We start from the raw sequence: 15,783 nt of genomic DNA on the forward strand, positions 1-15,783 counted from the left end.
CGGAGTCTCCGGTGAGCACAAGGATGCGCGTCGGGGGGTATACCCGCAAAAAACGATGAAGTTCAGAGACCTCGTGCTTCGAGCGAGGCGAGCAGATGGCGTTCGACCTCAGCGCGATCCGCAAGAAAGCCCGCCAGTAAGGCATCGCGATCCTGTTTCGCGAGCGCTTCAACAAGATGGTGTTCAGGCGTGGCGGGGAACCCGGCGCCCCACGAAGCCGCCGGTGCAAGCGCGCGGTAGCGATCGGTCTGGCGCATCAGTCGCATGGCCTCCCGCGCGATCACGTGTTCAGGTGAAAGTCCAAAGACGAACGCATGAAACCGGCCATGCACGCGCAGCCAGTCGGCGCGTGCCGCCACGGCCAGTCCACAATCCAGAATCGCCAGATCGTCTTGCAGAATCCGCAGTTCAGCCCGCGTAGGCCAGCGCACCGTACGCAATAATTCGGATTCCAGAATTCTTCGGATCAGATAAATCTGCCGCGCCTCGACACTCGAAAGCAATGCAACCTGAAACCCACGATTGGGATCGTGTTCCACGGCCGCTTCGGCCACCAGCAACTTCAGGGCTTCGCGAACCGGCGCACGGCTTACACGGAATCGCTCCGCTAGCTGGAGTTGCGGCAGCGACGCGCCGGGCGCGATCACGCCGTCGTTGATCATCTCGCGAATGCCAGCTGCAATCTGTGACGGCAGATCGGGCGCCCTTCGGGCGGGCTGAACGGGCCCGTCGGCGAGCGGCTCGTCGTCTGGCGGCGCGCTGGCGCCAGACGTCGTGACCTGAAGCGATTCAATGCGTGCGCCGCGCAGCAATTCAGCGCTCCCAGTACACGGCGTTTGCCGTGCCATGCAGCACCTGTTGCTGCTGCGCTTGCGACAACAGGCCCACGGATGCCCGCGCGAGTTCGACCATATCGCTGTAGTTGCCTTTGGACTGCGCCACGTCGGAGCCCCACATGACTCGCTGCGCGCCGAAAGCGCTCACGACCTTGGCCACCACGGGCGCGGCAGGTAGATCCAGCGCTGCCAGCTTGCCGAGGTTGATCATCGAATACAGCAGGTAAACGTTCGGCTGGTCATCGAGTGCGAGCAGCGCTTCGTCCACGCCGTAGTGGGGCGCACCCGACTCGCCCACGATATTGGAGAAGTGATCGAGCACGACGGGCGTATCGGGGAAGGACTTGAGCACGGGCAGCAGCGCGCGCAACGCGGCCTCGCGATTCCAGCGGTAGAAGTGCAGGCGCACGGAGCCGCCCAGTTCCGCGACGGTTTCCCACGCGCGCAATGCCGCTTTCGACGAAAACCAGCCCGGATCCGCGCCTTTGTGCGGCTCGGTCAGCCGAATTCCCACCGAGCCGCGTTCGCGCACCCAGTAACGCACTATTTCGTCGATGTCATCCGCAAGGGCATCGACCATGCACAGCGCGCGCAGACGTTCGGGATACGCCGCGGCCGCATCGCAGACGTAATCGTTGTGAAATCCATAAATATGGGCACGTTGCACGGCCAGCGCGCGCTCCACGCCATTGGCGTCGAGCAGCGCGATCAGCCGTTCGGCAGTGACCGGGTTGTCGAGCGCGCCGTCTTCGAGCGTACCGCTCAATGGAGACGGCGGATATCGGCCCACATCGGCGGAAATCAGATGGGCATGACTGTCAATCATGGTGTCTCCATGGCATGTTGTGTTCGGTTTGCGTGTTGCTAGAGGTGCCCGGGCTTAGCGCCACGGGTCTACGCATACATGGATTGCGCCTTCGATGCCTCGCCCGGCCGTCGCGAGAATCGCCTCGTGGGTCTGCGCCAGTCCGAACGTGTGCGAGCACACCTCGTCGAGCGGATAACGGCCCGACGCGATATAGCGCAAAGCAAGCTCGACGGCGGCGTAGCTGCGCCCGCGCGGAGCGCGCACCGTCAGATAGCGCTTCTTGATTTCACCGATCGGCACCTGCTGATGCAGGCCATTCAGGCTCAGCCACGCACCCTTGGCGGCGAGCGCGATGGCCTGTGCGGCCACCGAGCCATCGGGGTCGCCCGTGGTATCGACCACCACGTCGACGCCCCGCCCGTTCGTCACGCGCATGACCTCGGCTTCGAGATTCTGGTCTTGCACGTCGATGGCGTGATCCGCGCCCATGCGCAGTGACAGGTCGAGGCGGCTTCGATCGCGTGTCATGCCCGCGAGGATGACCGTGAGCGAGCCAGCAGCCTTCGCGGCGAGCACGCAACCCAGACCCTGCTGGCCCGGCCCGAATACCAGCACGGTTTTGCCCGGCCCCGCACCGCCATCATTGCAGGCCCATTGCACGCCATTGCCGAATGGCACGGCGAGCGTGGCGTGCGTCGCCGGCATATCGTCAGGAATACGATGCATGACGGTATTAAGTGGCAAATACATGTACTGCGCGTAACCACCCCACAGATGCGGTGCGATCTCGCAGGTTGACATGCCGAAGCGCAGCGTATTCAGACGATCCTTGACGTTGAAAAAGTCGACTTCCATGCACAGACGAAAATCGCCCTTCATGCACCACTCGCAGTGCCAGCACGGCAGATATTCGTGCAGTGCCACGCGATCGCCAGCCTTCACCCCCCAGCGCCGCGCCGCGACCGGCCCGACGGCTTCCAGCGTGCCGACGTTCTCGTGACCCATGATCAGCGGCGCGTGATCGGGCTTGCGGTAGACCTCCGGGTCGCTGCCGCCCACACCGCTCGCTTCCACGCGCAGAATGCCCGTATCGGACTTCAGGTCGGGATAGTCGAACTGGCGCAGTTCGGTTGTTTCCGCAGCAGTCTTGACCGCCGCCCACACTTTCTTTGACATCGCTTGTCTCCAGTCCAGATTGTTCTCGCCACATTCAGCGCGCACGAAATACCCGCAGCGCGTTGTGACAGAAAATGTCGTCCAGCGCCTGCGCCGACTGCCCAGCCAGACTCTGCATAGCGAACTTCAGCGCATTGCCGTAGCCCTCGCGTGCACTCACCACGGGGAAATCGCTGCCCCACATCAGGCGTCGCGCGCCGAATGCCACCAGCGCCTGCTCCACCAGCGGATGGCTGCGCCCGCCGAACGGCTCGCCATCGCGCAGTGCCGTGGGCGAGCGCGGCATGAGTTCGCCCATGCCGGGCAACTTCAGCATGACGTTCGGCAAACGTGCGAGGCTGAACACGGCTAGCCGCAGCGCTAACGCTTCGTCGGTATCGACGGGCGCACTCGACCCGCCAAGGTGTTCGAGCACGACGGTGATTTCCGGCAACGCGGCAAGCAGCCCGGCAAACGCGGGGGCGGCAAAAGCCTCCGCCGATCCCACGCAGCTCACGGGCAAGCCACATCGCTGCGCGGCGCGCCATACGTCAGGCAGCGTGCCGTCGGGCAGGCACGCACCGGGGCGCAGACGCACCCCGGCCGCGCCCGCGTGCGCCAGACGCTCCACTGTTGCGCCAGCCTCGGGCGCCTGCGCATCCACCCATACGACACTCAGGAATCGCTCGCCGTAACGCGAAACGCAAGCTTGCTGATAGCCGTTGTCGACCTGCCCGATCATCTGGGTGAGCACGGCGGTTTCGACGCCATGCCGGTCCATGTGATGCAGCAGTGTCTCGACGGGCTCGTACCAGCACGGCGAGACATGCGCATGGCTATCGACGATCATCGCCGCCTCCGGGCGCATCACGCAGTCAGCGCTACATCGGGATTGAGCGGCACTTCCTGCTTCCAGGTGCGCTCGCTGGAGAAGATCACGGTGGCCGCGCGAATCTGCTGCCAGGGGATCGGCGCGCTCAGCACGAGCGGAACCTCGTTGCGCTCGGCAAGCGCCCGCGCCGTGCGGATCATCTGACGCCGCCACGCGACCACGGCCACGTCGGAGGTGCCCAGATGCTCTTTGGTGCGATCGAGGATGCGGCCCTGCGTTTCGCTGACCGCGTGATCCTGGGTGAGAATGCCTTTGATGCCCGACATCGACGCGGTCTTCATCGCGTCGCGGTCCTGCTCGTACCAGTTGTCGATATTGAGCTTCTTGCGGAAGTGTTCATCGACCCAATGACCGCCCTCTTCGATACGGTAAGCCACGTCGACCGGCTGCGTTTCGTCGAAGAACCACTGGATATGCCAGGTCGATTCGTCGTCACGCGGCACGAAGGCATTGGCCATACGCCGATTCTTTCGCACACCGAAGCCATCGGGCGGAATCAAAGTGAAGAATGGCAACACCACTTCCGTTACACGCGCGTGCAGTTTTCCTTCCTCGCGGAAATTACGCACGCCGGCATAGCGCAAGCCATATTTCGTGTATTCGACTTCGATCTTCGGTTGCAGATCGCGTTCGTGGTCGTACTTCGCAGGCGCACTCCACGGCTGCTCGCGATGCAGCACGCCCGCGTGCGCCGAATCGATCGTGCCTTCCACCGCCTGCGCGTAATTGCAGTCTTCGAGCACTTTGAACGGCACGACGTTCTGAGCCGGATAAGCGAGAAATTCGAATTCCGGGAAGGCGGGCGTATGCGCTGCGTCGCCCATATACGTCCAGATCACGCCCGCGACTTCGCGCGTGGGATAAGCCAGTGCGCGAATCCGCGAGCAGAACGCCGATCCCGCCGGTTCGGTCGGCGTATCGAGACAGGTGCCATCGGTGGCGAACTTCCAGCCGTGATACAGGCAGCGCAGGCCACCCTCGGAATTGTCGCCCAGCGCGAGCGAAGCGCGACGATGCGGACACTGTTCGTCGAGCAGACCGACCTTGCCGTCGGTATCGCGAAACGCGACCAGATCTTCGCCCAGCAGGCGCAACCGCACCGGTTTGCCGCCGGGTTCACTGATTTCGGAGGCGAGCAGCGCCGGAATCCAGAATCGGCGGATCAGATCGCCTGTGGGCGTGCCACGGCCGACCTGCGTGAGAATCGTGTTGTCTTCGCGAGAAAGCATGGTGTCTCCTTGCCTGCATTGAATGGGGAATGTGGGGAACGCCTGCCGGTGGTCCGGCCGGCGTGATCAAATCAGCGCGATGGCCTGGTTCAGCCGCTCGCAGGCGGCCACGGTGTCGGCGTCGTTACCCACCAGATCGTGGGCTTCGATCACGAGTTCGCGCAGCCTCAGCAAACGCTGCAATTGCGCGTCGACCAGACCCGTGCGCGCGGCCGCCGCGACGTCGGCGTCCAGCAAACGCCAGACTTCATCGAGTTCGGACTCGCGGTAGATCATGTGTTCGATCTCCCTCGAAGCGCCGATGCGTCCGGCCAGTTCGCGCAACGTCGCAACCGTGTAGTTGTCGATGGAGGTGAGATCGTCGACGTAGCGCGCGGCACCGGTATTGAGGTCTTGAAGCGTCATGACGATGCTCCGTTTCTAGCGGCCCTTCGGGCCAAATTTCGACGGCGGCAGATCGAGCGCGACGCGGCCGTAATTCGTCATCGCGCTATCCCACGTAAAGGCGAAGTGCTGCGCCGCCGAATTCGTGTCGCGCCAGACGCGCTGCAGTTCGGACGTGTTGTAGATGCCCGTGCCGCCCGCCGCCTCGAACAGACTGTTGACGGCCTTGCGCGCCGTTTGCGCCGCGTAGGCCCAGTCGCGCGGCACGCGTGCCCATTCGAGTGCCGAGATGGCTTTCGGATCGTCCGCCGTGTCGACACGGCGTGCATCCTCGCGCACCAGCGCAAAGGCCGCATCGACTTCGGCAACGGCCAGGGCGAGCCGCGCCATCGTGGCCGACTGCTCCGCCATCTGCTCGCTATCGAATGACTTGAGGCGCGGCGCCAACCCTTCCGAAAACGAACGGATCGCCGCGCGCGCCATGCCAAGCGGCGCGCCGATCAACGAAAAGGGCGTCACGTTCTGGAACGGCATGCGATAGATTGGCGCCCTGACCGATCCCGCCGTTGCCTCCTGGCCCGACATCATCTCCTTGACCGATACCGAGCGGTGCGCGGGAATAGACGCTTCGGCGATGCGGATCGAACGGCTACCCGTCCCGCGCATGCCAGCGGTGTGCCAGTCGTCGACGATCTCGATATCCGCGCGCGGCACCACGAAAAAGCGCGGCTCGGGCGGCGCGTTCTCGCGCTGCACCGCATTGCCGACGATCACCCATTGCGCGTGATCGATGCCCGAGCAGAAGCGACCATCACCGTTGACAAGACGGTAGCCGCCCTCCACTTCCGTGACCGTGCCGCCGAGGCGAAACACGGTTGCCGTCAGGGTGCGGGCGTCGCCCATATCGCCCAGAACATCACGCTGGGCTTCGAGCGGAAAGAGATTGAGCATCCAGCTATGGCCTGCAAGCACGCCGTAGACCCAGCCCGTGGAACCGCACGCCGAGGCGATTTCCGCGGTCACTTCTACGAGGGTTGCGAAGCCGAGTTCCGAGCCGCCGAAACGTTTGGGCGTCACGACATTGAAGAGGCCGGATTCGCGCAATTCGGCGATGGTCTCGGCTGGCACGATGCGGTCGGCTTCCGTGCGTGCCGCGCGCGACCGGATGCGTTCGTGCAGAGCGCGTGCGCAAGCAATGGCATCCTCATGATTATCGAGGCGCGGCAACGTATTGGACTCCTGAGCAATGGAATTCGCAGGGGATGTGTTCACAATGTGTCTCCTCAGTGATGAATCAGGCGCCCGCGCGCATCTTGTCTTCAACCTTTTCGCGCGCGGCTACGTCCAGGAACCAGCGATAGTGGCCGCCCTTCGAGATGGGCGGCAATCCGGTCGCGACGGTGTACCAGTTCGCGCCGTCGTCTTCGCTCGCATAAACTTCGCCGGTCGCCGTGCCTGCAATCAGCATGATCCGGTCGTCCCAGTGATAGAGGCCCATGCCTTCGATATTGCCGACAATCTCCTCAGGCAGACCGTTGCGGATGGGTTGCCAGGTCACGCCGCCATCGATGCTGCGCAACACCTTCGCGTCGGCGCTGCGGCGTGCGGCCCACTCGCGCGGCGCGTTGCCCGGGCCGCCGAGATACAGCACGTTCTCGTCACGCGGATCGATGAACATCGCGTCGGGGTAACCGATCGCATCGGCGCGCGTCATCAGGTGCGTCCAGCTTTCGCCCGCATCCGCGCTGTAGTGCAGTCCTTCGCCGCCGCACATGAAAAGCTGCGCGGGGTTCGAGCGGCGGATCAGCACGCGATGGTTGTCGTGATAGAACTTGTCCTGCTCGGATTCGTAGCTGCGCGGCTCGGTCCATGTGCGTCCGTCGTCTACGGTCTTGAGCAATGCGCCCTGCTCGATACAGACGTAGAGCGTTTGCGGCTCATCGGGATGAAACGCCACGTTCTTGACGTGCGCGATGTGCGGCGGGGGCGGAAACTCCCATCGCTCCTGACCTGGCACTTCGAGCATCGCGCTCACCTCGGTCCATCGCTTGCCCAGATCGTCGCTGCGATAAAGCGCGGAAGGCTCCGTACCCGCATAGAGCACCACGCCTTGCGCACGCGGTTGCGCGGCCAGCGTATAGATATGCGCGCTCTTGATGCCTTCAGAGCACGGTTTCCAGTTCACGCCCAGATCCTCGCTCACCCAGAGGCCGCCGTTGCCATGCGCACCGGCAAACAACAACCTCGACTCCGGCTCGTAGAGCAACGCGCTCACATGCAGATGTTCCAGCGCCGTGCGCGTCAAGCGCCAGGTGTCGGACTCATCGCTACGCCCGAACACCTGCATGCCACGCAAGGTCGCAACCAGCAGCGTTGTGGCCGGGCCTTCGCCGTGGGTCACCGTGCCGCCGTTACAAGACAGGATTGCGATCAATTCCTTCTCCTCCTATGGATGCGCCTCGACGAAGCTCAGTGCCCGTCCCAACGCGGTTGACCCATTTCGGAATCCTCGGGATTTCCCTCGCCTGGATTCTTTGACTTTTTTCTTGTTAGTCGAAATAATATGCAAAAAAGAATTTCGAGTCAACAAACTCACCGCGACGACAACCGGCTGCCGGTTTTGAGCGATGGAGAGATCGAGATGGCGCGTGTTAGCCGACGTTGCTGGATTCGGCGGCGCCAGACGATCGAAATGGACAACTGGAAACGGAGACAGCCATGAACGAGCCCCAAGCCCGTGCCGACGACCTGATGACGCTGCGTCTTGCGTCGATTCACTATCTGGCGCGTGACACCCTGGCCTATGCCTTCGAGCGCCCGGACGGCGCCCCACTGCCGTCCGGTACGCCCGGCGCGCATATCGGCCTGCATCTACCCAATGGCCTCGTGCGGCAATATTCGCTGCTCGACGGCAGCACCGATCCGCGCTTTTACCAGGTGGGCGTCAAGCGCGATGCCAAGAGCCGCGGCGGCTCGCAATACATGCATGAACAGTTGCGCCCAGGCGACCTCGTGCAGATCGAAGCGCCCCGCAACAACTTTCCGCTCGACGAAAACGCCGCCCATACAGTGCTGATCGGCGGCGGCATCGGCATTACGCCGATTCTTTGCATGGCGCGCCGCCTGAAGTCGCTTGAGCGCCCGATGTCGCTCTACTACTCGTGCCGCGAGCGTGTCGATGCCGCCTTTGTCGAAGAACTGGCCGGATTCGCCGACATGCATCTGCATATCGACGCCGAAGCAGGCGGTGTGCTCGATATCGCTGCGCTCGTGAACCGGCAGCCGCCCGGCACGCACTTCTACTGCTGCGGCCCCGGCCCGATGCTCGCGGCCTTCGAAGCGGCCACCGGGTCATTGCCGCGCGCGCAGGTCCACGTCGAATATTTCACGGCGAAGCAGGAAGCGGCGCTGGAGGGCGGCTATACGGTCGAGTTGCGCCGCAGCGGCAAGTCCTTCGCGGTTCCAGGCGGCAAGACCATCCTCAACGTGCTGCGCGAAGCGGGCATCGATGTCGCGTATTCCTGCGAGGAAGGCGTATGCGGCGCCTGCGAAACACGTGTGCTGGAAGGGCAACCCGATCACCGCGACGCGATTTTGTCCGAGCCGGAAAAGGCCGCCAATAACACCATGATCATCTGTTGCTCTGGCTGCAAGGGCGACCGGCTGGTCCTCGATCTGTAACGCCACGGCAAAAGCGCCCTGCTTCAACCCTTGCGTTTTCGCGGCCCGTTGCGACGGTGCGAAGGCCGCGCACGCTCATTCCCGACATTCCCAAGGAGACACTGATGATCATCGATTGCCACGGCCACGTCAGCCCGCCAGCCGAGTTGTGGGTCTACAAAGCACACATTCTTTCGCACCGCGGGGAGCACGGCCGCCGCATGCCGGAAGTCAGCGATGAGGAAATCCTGCACTACGCGAACCGCAAGGAGATGGGCCCGGCGGGACATATCGACATGCTCGACCGCGTTGGCACCACCGTGCAATTGCTCTCGCCGCGCCCGTTCCAGATGATGCACAGCCAGAAGCCCGGCAAGCTCGTGCACTGGTTCACGGAAGAAACCAACAACATCATTGCGCGCACCGTGAAGCTGCTGCCTAAACGCTTTATCGGCATTGGCGGTTTGCCGCAGGTCGCAGGCGAGCCGATCGAAGATGTCCTGCCGGAACTGACGCGCTGTGTAAAAGAACTCGGTTTTCGCGGCGTGCTGCTGAACCCCGATCCGTATGAGAACAGCGGCAGCGAAGCACCGCCGCTGGGCGACCGCTATTGGTATCCGCTTTACGAAAAGCTCTGCGAACTGGATGTGCCCGCCCACATTCATGCAACCGGATCGCATTCGGCGCGCTCGCCGTACACCGTGCATTTCATCAACGAAGAAACCATCGCCGTATTCGGTCTGGTGAATTCCGACGTCTTCAAGGATTTCCCCAAGCTGAAGATTCTCGTGTCGCACGGCGGCGGCTCGATTCCCTATCAGATCGGCCGCTTTCAGTCGGGCGCCGCGCGCGCGGGACGCGACTTTCTCGCCGGCATGCGAAATCTTTATTACGACACTGTTTTGTACTCCGAAGAATCATTGCGCCTGCTGATCAAGACGGTAGGCGCCGACCGCTGCCTGTTCGGCGCGGAATGCCCCGGCGTCGGTTCGGTGGTGAATCCGGCCACGGGTAAGACGTTCGACGATATCAAGCCCTTTATTCAAGGCTTCGATTGGCTTTCGCCCGAAGACAAGGATGCGATTTTCTTCGGCAATGCACGCGATCTGTTCAACCTCGACCTCTCGGCGTATCGCTGAGCCGTCGTTCACCGGAGCTTATCGATGGCGAAGATCGTTCTGGGCATGGGCACGTCGCACGGCCCCATGCTCGTCACACCGCCCCACACATGGGATTCGCGCGTGCCCGACGACCGGCGCAGCACGCATCATTTCGAAGGCCGTCAGTGGCGTTTCGACGAACTCGTCGAGTTTCGGCGCGCAGAGAATCTGCACGCACAGACTACGCCGGAGGTCTGGCGCGCACGGCATGCCGCGTGTCAGGCCGCAATCGGGCGCATGTCGCAGATTCTCGACGACGCGCGCCCGGATGTGGTGGTGATCGTCGGCAACGATCAGATGGAGATCTTCGACGATACCTGCGTGCCGGCGTTCAGCGTCATGTGGGGCGAAACCATCGTCAACAACATGATTAGCGAGCAGAAGATCGCCGCGTTGCCGCAAGGCGTTGCGCACGCCATGCCCGGTTATATGCCGCAGACCGCCAGCTATAGCGGCGTGCCGGCGCTTGCGCGCCACATCATTGAAACGGCCATCGCCGAACGCTTTGACGTTGCCGCGCTCAAGCGGCTTTCCGAAACCGAAACGCCGCACGCGTTCGGCTTCGTGTTTCGCCAGTTGATGAAAGACCGCGTCGTGCCCACCGTGCCGGTGCTGGTGAACACCTTTTATCCGCCGAATCAGCCGACCATCGGACGCTGCTACGAATTCGGGCGCGCGCTCGGACGCGCCATCGCATCGTGGGACAGCGACCTGCGCGTCGCCTTGATCGCCTCCGGCGGACTCACGCATTTCGTGATCGATGAACGCGTGGATCACGCGATTCTCGACGCCATGAAAGCGCACGATCCAGCGTCCGTCGAAGCGCTGGGCGAAGCGATCTTCCAGGCCGGCACGTCGGAGATCAAGAACTGGATTCCGGTCGCGGGCGCGATGGACGAACTCGGTTTCGACATGGAACTGATCGACTACATCCCCTGCTACCGCACCGAAGCAGGCACCGGCAACGCCATGGGCTTTGCATGCTGGCGCCCGCAACAACCTTGCTGATCGAGGAAACCGGTTTATGACACAGACAAACGAATACGTGCGGCGTCTGCGCAGACTTGACTGCTGCGCCGTTTCCGATGCGCTCGACAAACTCGAACTGGGCGGCGTGGTCAGCGGTGTGCAACAAGCCGCGGGCAATGGGCGGCTGGCAGGCCGCGTCATCACGGTCAAGCTCGGCACCGGCGCGCCCGCGCCCGGCGAGCCGCGCCATCTCGGCACGACCGCCATCGAACTCGGGGGCCCGGACGATGTGATCGTCGTCGAGCAGCGCACTGGCATCGAAGCGGGCAGTTGGGGCGGCCTGCTGTCGCTCGGCGCGAAGGTCAAAGGCATCGCGGGCGTAATCGCGGATGGTCCCGTGCGCGACATCGACGAAGCCCGCGAGATGCAGTTCACGGTTTTCGCCAACGCGTTGACGGCGCGCACCGCACGCGGGCGCATCGTCGAGAAGGCGACCAACGTGGCAATCGAGGTCTTCGGCGTGACGCTGCATGCGGGCGACTACGTCGTGGCCGACCGCAGCGCCGTGATTTTTATCCGCGCGGCTGACATCGAACGCGTGCTGGACAGCGCCGAAGCCATCGTTTCGCGCGAAGCCCGCATGGCCAAAGCCGTGCTTGCGCAGACGCCCATCAGCCAGGTGATGGGCGGCAACTACGAATTCATGCTCAAGGACTGAACCATGGAAACGCTCAAGCAGGACAACAACGTCGCGCGCGCCGCGCGGCTCGACACCGCGACGCTCAGCGACGCGATGGACCGCCTCGGCATCAACGGGCAGTGCCGTCTGATCAAACCGCGCGACAGCGCATTCAGGATGACGGGTCGCGCATTCACGGTGCTATACGGCCCGGCGGCCACGCCGCCTGGCACGGTGGGCGACTTCATCGACGATGTACCGCCCGGCGCCGTGGTCGTGCTCGATAACGGCGGACGCGCCGACGCCACGGTCTGGGGCGACATCATGACCGAGATTGCGCATCGTCGCGGCGTCGCCGGCACGGTGATCGACGGTATCAATCGCGATGTGCATCTGTGCCTGTCGCTCGGCTATCCGGTGTATTCGCGCGATCACTGGATGCGTACCGGCAAGGACCGCGTGCAGGTGGAAGGCGTGAACGTGCCCGTCAATATCGGCGACGTGCGCGTGGCGCCGGGCGACCTGCTGCGCGGCGACGCCGATGGCCTCGTGGCTATCGCTCAGGAACACGAGGAGCGCATTCTCGCCATCGCCGAGGAAATCGACGCGGCTGAAAATGCGATCCGCGCGGCCGTGGCATCCGGGATGCGTCTCGATGAAGCGCGCCGCCAGCACAAATATCACCAGTTGCAAACGCGCAAGCACGGGGAGGCCGCATGAGCGCAGACAATCAGCGCCTCGACCCGGCCGGGACGACCCAGCTCGATATCGATCGCGTCAGCGCCGCACTCGTCGAATCCGCCCGCGCGCTGCCCAGCGCCACGCTGCACGAAGCCGCAGGCAAGCGCGGCGCCCTGCCCGCAGCGATCAAACCGGTCGCGCCGGGATTCAAGGTCTGCGGCGCGGCGGTCACGGTTCACGCGCCGGGCGGCGACAACCTCTGGCTGCACCGCGCCATCTACGCCGCGCAACCGGGCGACGTGCTGGTCGTTTCGGTCGGCGATGCCTACGAGCACGGCTATTGGGGCGAAGTGATGTCCACCGCGAGCCAGGTGCGCCAGCTCGGCGGGCTGGTGATCGACGGCTGTGTACGCGACCGCGTGCTGCTCGAACAGATCGGCTTTCCCGTTTTCGCGCGAGGTCTGGCGATCCAGGGTACGGGCAAGGACTTCGGCGCACGCGGCTGGATCAACGCGCCGACGCGCGTGGGCAACACCACCGTGCATGCGGGCGATCTGATCGTGGGCGACGAGGACGGCGTGGTGTGCGTCGCGCGCCAGCAGGCCGCGCTGGCGATCGACGCGGGCCACGCACGCGAGGCCGCGGAAGCTGATCAGTTGCGCCGACTGAAAGCGGGCGAAACGACGCTCGGCATCTTTGGCTGGCAATGACATCCCACCGCAACGAGGCCTCAGCAGGCGCACTCCGCCGGCTGAGGCCGGAACCGACCATGACCATCGACATCACGCAATTCAAGGCCGCCATGCGCTGCCTGACGGGGCACGTCTGCCTTGTGACCACCTGCTCGGCCGATGGCCAGCGCAGCGGTCTGACCGCGACCGCTGTTTGTTCGGTCAGCGCGGAGCCGCCGACCTTGCTGGTCTGCGTGAACCGCAGCAGCGCGTCGTCCAGCGCGATTCGTGACGCGGGGCATTTCGCGGTCAACGTGCTTGGCAAGGCCGGCATGGCGCTCGCCAATCGATTCGCCAGCCCACTCGCACCCGACGATAAATTCGCCGAAGGCCGCTGGGCCACGCTCGACACGGGCGCGCCGGTGCTCGCCCACGCGCTCGCCAGCTTCGACTGCCACGTGGAGCGCGTGATCGAAGCCGGCACGCATCTGGTGCTATTCGGCGCGATTCACGCCGTTCAGATCACGCCGACAGATGACACGCCGCTGCTTTATGCGCGTGGCGCCTATGGCTCGTTCGCCTCGGCGCAAACCGTGCCGGTGGCCGATCTGCTCTGGATTTCCAGCTGGGACCCGGAGGAAGTCCGCCAAAGCTGATTGTTCGACACGAAGCCATCGACGCACCGATACATCGACACACGTTTTCCCGTCACACAACATCGCGATAGACGAAGACAAAGTGAGGAGACACCATGTTTCGGCAAGACAGCAGGAGGCACTATCCGCTTTCACACGCCATGCTCGTGGCCGGCGCGCTTGCCGGCTACGCAGGCGCCGCGCATGCGCAGGCGATGTACACCATCGGCGGGTTTCTGGACGAGAGCGTGACCGCGTACCGCGATTCAAACGGTGCGCGGCTCGTTCAGATGCAGGATTCGGCGATCTTTCCCACCAAGATCTTTTTTCGTGGTACTGACGATCTCGGCGGTGGCCTCAGCGCCAACTTCAGCCTCGATTCGATGATCGGCCTGAGCAACGGCAGTCTTTCGCCGCAATCGCACGGCGCGCTGTTCGAAAATTCCGCGTGGGTCGGCTTGCGTCAGAGCAACCTGGGCAGTATCCGCATGGGGCAACAAAACGACTTCAGCTTCGACTACTTTCTGATTGGCGGCATCGATCCCGCGACCGGCATCGCGGGCGGCATGCTGAACTTTCGCACCGGGAGCTTTGGCGCAGATCTGCTGGGCGTCAAGGGGCCGGCACAGATCGGCGCGGCGATCACAGGCGGCCCCTATGCACCGATCATCACCAACGGCGTGCCGACCGGACTCGGCGCAATCAATTGGGACCGCGTGGGCGGCACGCGCATGTCCAATGCCGTCAAGGTCGTCTCGGACGAATACGCGGGGTTCTCGATCGGTGCGATGTACAGCTTCGGCGGCGTGGCGGGCGACTTTTCGAACGAATCCGGCAAGAGCGCCGTATTGAGCTACCGCGCGCACGAGACCCATGCCGCTGTCGTGTATACCGAGCAGAACTACAGCGCGATAGACGGCGGTCACGGCGGTATTGCCAATCTGCTCGCCGGTGTGCGCACCCGCATCTCGGACTTCAAGCTGAGCGCGATGTACAGCCAGGCGCGCAACACCTACACCGGCGCGCGGATCTACGCGCTGGCAACGGGTGTTGGCTATGACTTCACGTTTGACTGGTATCTGGGCGCGGCCTACACCTACTCCAACGGCAACAGCCAGCTGAAGAACGTGACGGTCAATCAGGCTGCGTTGCAGTTGACCCATGCGCTGTCGAAGCTGACCTCGATCTACCTGACCGGTGTGTTCCAGCGCACCAATGGCGCTTACGCAGCCGAAATCGGCAACACCGTGGCGTCGGGCAATATCCAGTCGGTGGTGGCGCTCGGGATGCTGGTGAGGTTCTGATATGAGCGAGGCGCGGTAACGCGCCTCATGCACGTTAAACGCCGCGTGCCTGCAACACCGCCATGAGGCCCGTCAGCACGATATTGCGGCCTTTGTCATACGCGTCCAGCAGCAGTTGCCGGTTCTGCGTGGCCAGCGCCTTGATCAGTTGCTCTTCGATTCTCGCATCGAGGTGCGCGCCCTGCGCCGTGATATCGGTCGCCAGCGAGCGGTAGCGATCGGTCAGGCGCATGAGCCTGAGCACCTCCCGCTTGAGCACCTTGTTTTCCGACAAATCGAAGATGGCGTCATGAAACGCACGATGGCGCTCGATCCAGGCATCCCGAGCACCGGCCGCGAGCAACTGGTTCAACTCCTCCACCATGGTCTCAAGCAGCTTGAGATGCGCCTGCGTGGGCCACACGACTGTAGCCAGCAGTTCTGCCTCCAGCAGATGGCGCATACGGTAAAGCTGGCGCGCCTCGTCGCTGGAAAGCTGGGCGACGAAGAAGCCGCGATTCGCATCGTGCTCGATGATGCCCTCCGCCGCCAGCAGCTTGAGTGCCTCGCGCACGGGTACGCGGCTGATGCCGAAACGATCCGCGAGATCCGATTGGCGCAGCTGGAGGCCCGGCGCCAACGTGCCGCGGTTGATCAATTTGCGGGTTTCCGCCGCGATCTGGGACGGGAGGTCGATCCCGTTGAGCTCTGCACTTGCCACGATGCCCGCCAATCCTGAAT

17 protein-coding genes are annotated in these 15,783 nt (G+C 63.6%); 8 read left to right on the top strand and 9 right to left on the bottom strand.

Annotation, left to right across the window (positions count from 1 at the left end):
* Window positions 1-62: 62 nt before the first annotated feature.
* From BBA01S_RS25375 to BBA01S_RS25410, 8 genes are all read right to left on the bottom strand, one after another.
* Window positions 63-695, bottom strand: a complete 633-nt coding sequence (locus tag BBA01S_RS25375; RefSeq protein WP_027818894.1) for a GntR family transcriptional regulator — start codon at window positions 693-695, stop codon at window positions 63-65.
* A 118-nt stretch (window positions 696-813) separates the two neighbouring features.
* Entirely contained in the window at window positions 814-1,662 is an 849-nt protein-coding gene (locus tag BBA01S_RS25380) for an amidohydrolase family protein (protein ID WP_027818895.1), read from the bottom strand.
* A gap of 54 nt (window positions 1,663-1,716) precedes the next feature.
* The gene (locus BBA01S_RS25385; protein WP_027818896.1) at window positions 1,717-2,820 is read right to left on the bottom strand and encodes a zinc-dependent alcohol dehydrogenase; all 1,104 of its coding nucleotides are present in this window, start codon (window positions 2,818-2,820) and stop codon (window positions 1,717-1,719) included.
* 34 nt (window positions 2,821-2,854) lie between these two features.
* Window positions 2,855-3,649 (bottom strand): amidohydrolase family protein, encoded by a 795-nt coding sequence (locus tag BBA01S_RS25390; protein WP_027818897.1) that lies wholly within the window; start codon window positions 3,647-3,649, stop codon window positions 2,855-2,857.
* Between the two features lie 17 nt (window positions 3,650-3,666).
* A complete protein-coding gene (locus BBA01S_RS25395; RefSeq protein ID WP_027818898.1) occupies window positions 3,667-4,920 on the bottom strand; it encodes a Rieske 2Fe-2S domain-containing protein in 1,254 nt (417 codons plus the stop codon).
* 66 nt (window positions 4,921-4,986) lie between these two features.
* On the bottom strand, window positions 4,987-5,325 hold the full coding sequence (locus BBA01S_RS25400; RefSeq protein ID WP_042297889.1) for a hypothetical protein: 339 nt from the start codon (window positions 5,323-5,325) through the stop codon (window positions 4,987-4,989).
* Between the two features lie 15 nt (window positions 5,326-5,340).
* On the bottom strand, window positions 5,341-6,576 hold the full coding sequence (locus tag BBA01S_RS25405; protein ID WP_027818900.1) for an acyl-CoA dehydrogenase family protein: 1,236 nt from the start codon (window positions 6,574-6,576) through the stop codon (window positions 5,341-5,343).
* A 22-nt stretch (window positions 6,577-6,598) separates the two neighbouring features.
* Complete coding sequence (locus tag BBA01S_RS25410; protein WP_027818901.1) at window positions 6,599-7,738, bottom strand: WD40/YVTN/BNR-like repeat-containing protein; 1,140 nt, start codon at window positions 7,736-7,738, stop codon at window positions 6,599-6,601.
* A gap of 284 nt (window positions 7,739-8,022) precedes the next feature.
* On the opposite strand from BBA01S_RS25410, the gene BBA01S_RS25415 reads away from it, so the two are divergent.
* From BBA01S_RS25415 to BBA01S_RS25450, 8 genes are all read left to right on the top strand, one after another.
* Window positions 8,023-8,985 carry a PDR/VanB family oxidoreductase gene (locus tag BBA01S_RS25415; protein WP_027818902.1) on the top strand — a complete coding sequence of 321 codons (963 nt, stop codon included), beginning with the start codon at window positions 8,023-8,025 and terminating at the stop codon, window positions 8,983-8,985.
* 104 nt (window positions 8,986-9,089) lie between these two features.
* Window positions 9,090-10,103 (top strand): amidohydrolase family protein, encoded by a 1,014-nt coding sequence (locus tag BBA01S_RS25420; protein WP_027818903.1) that lies wholly within the window; start codon window positions 9,090-9,092, stop codon window positions 10,101-10,103.
* A gap of 24 nt (window positions 10,104-10,127) precedes the next feature.
* Window positions 10,128-11,132 (top strand): DODA-type extradiol aromatic ring-opening family dioxygenase, encoded by a 1,005-nt coding sequence (locus BBA01S_RS25425; protein WP_027818904.1) that lies wholly within the window; start codon window positions 10,128-10,130, stop codon window positions 11,130-11,132.
* A 16-nt stretch (window positions 11,133-11,148) separates the two neighbouring features.
* Window positions 11,149-11,811, top strand: a complete 663-nt coding sequence (locus BBA01S_RS25430) for an RraA family protein (RefSeq protein ID WP_027818905.1) — start codon at window positions 11,149-11,151, stop codon at window positions 11,809-11,811.
* 3 nt (window positions 11,812-11,814) lie between these two features.
* Complete coding sequence (locus tag BBA01S_RS25435) at window positions 11,815-12,492, top strand: RraA family protein (protein WP_027818906.1); 678 nt, start codon at window positions 11,815-11,817, stop codon at window positions 12,490-12,492.
* Window positions 12,489-13,163 carry a 4-carboxy-4-hydroxy-2-oxoadipate aldolase/oxaloacetate decarboxylase gene (locus BBA01S_RS25440; RefSeq protein WP_027818907.1) on the top strand — a complete coding sequence of 225 codons (675 nt, stop codon included), beginning with the start codon at window positions 12,489-12,491 and terminating at the stop codon, window positions 13,161-13,163. Before BBA01S_RS25435 ends, BBA01S_RS25440 begins: the two co-directional genes overlap by 4 nt.
* A gap of 59 nt (window positions 13,164-13,222) precedes the next feature.
* The gene (locus BBA01S_RS25445; RefSeq protein ID WP_027818908.1) at window positions 13,223-13,780 is read left to right on the top strand and encodes a flavin reductase family protein; all 558 of its coding nucleotides are present in this window, start codon (window positions 13,223-13,225) and stop codon (window positions 13,778-13,780) included.
* Between the two features lie 95 nt (window positions 13,781-13,875).
* Window positions 13,876-15,063: a porin gene (locus tag BBA01S_RS25450; RefSeq protein ID WP_245641584.1), complete on the top strand. Its 1,188-nt coding sequence runs from the start codon at window positions 13,876-13,878 to the stop codon at window positions 15,061-15,063.
* Window positions 15,064-15,097: 34 nt separating this feature from the next.
* Here the strand turns inward: BBA01S_RS25450 and BBA01S_RS25455 are convergent, their stop codons facing one another.
* Window positions 15,098-15,766 carry a GntR family transcriptional regulator gene (locus tag BBA01S_RS25455; RefSeq protein ID WP_245641592.1) on the bottom strand — a complete coding sequence of 223 codons (669 nt, stop codon included), beginning with the start codon at window positions 15,764-15,766 and terminating at the stop codon, window positions 15,098-15,100.
* Window positions 15,767-15,783 lie beyond the last annotated feature (17 nt).

The organism is Paraburkholderia bannensis NBRC 103871 (genome assembly GCF_000685015.1).
Lineage (GTDB): Bacteria > Pseudomonadota > Gammaproteobacteria > Burkholderiales > Burkholderiaceae > Paraburkholderia > Paraburkholderia bannensis.

Coding starts and splice junctions, on each gene's coding strand:
- BBA01S_RS25380 (WP_027818895.1), bottom strand. CDS start 1,662: ATGATTGACAGTCATGCCCATCTGATTTCCGCCGATGTGGGCCGATAT.
- BBA01S_RS25385 (WP_027818896.1), bottom strand. CDS start 2,820: ATGTCAAAGAAAGTGTGGGCGGCGGTCAAGACTGCTGCGGAAACAACC.
- BBA01S_RS25390 (WP_027818897.1), bottom strand. CDS start 3,649: ATGATCGTCGATAGCCATGCGCATGTCTCGCCGTGCTGGTACGAGCCC.
- BBA01S_RS25395 (WP_027818898.1), bottom strand. CDS start 4,920: ATGCTTTCTCGCGAAGACAACACGATTCTCACGCAGGTCGGCCGTGGC.
- BBA01S_RS25400 (WP_042297889.1), bottom strand. CDS start 5,325: ATGACGCTTCAAGACCTCAATACCGGTGCCGCGCGCTACGTCGACGAT.
- BBA01S_RS25415 (WP_027818902.1), top strand. CDS start 8,023: ATGAACGAGCCCCAAGCCCGTGCCGACGACCTGATGACGCTGCGTCTT.
- BBA01S_RS25420 (WP_027818903.1), top strand. CDS start 9,090: ATGATCATCGATTGCCACGGCCACGTCAGCCCGCCAGCCGAGTTGTGG.
- BBA01S_RS25425 (WP_027818904.1), top strand. CDS start 10,128: ATGGCGAAGATCGTTCTGGGCATGGGCACGTCGCACGGCCCCATGCTC.
- BBA01S_RS25430 (WP_027818905.1), top strand. CDS start 11,149: ATGACACAGACAAACGAATACGTGCGGCGTCTGCGCAGACTTGACTGC.
- BBA01S_RS25435 (WP_027818906.1), top strand. CDS start 11,815: ATGGAAACGCTCAAGCAGGACAACAACGTCGCGCGCGCCGCGCGGCTC.
- BBA01S_RS25440 (WP_027818907.1), top strand. CDS start 12,489: ATGAGCGCAGACAATCAGCGCCTCGACCCGGCCGGGACGACCCAGCTC.
- BBA01S_RS25445 (WP_027818908.1), top strand. CDS start 13,223: ATGACCATCGACATCACGCAATTCAAGGCCGCCATGCGCTGCCTGACG.
- BBA01S_RS25450 (WP_245641584.1), top strand. CDS start 13,876: ATGTTTCGGCAAGACAGCAGGAGGCACTATCCGCTTTCACACGCCATG.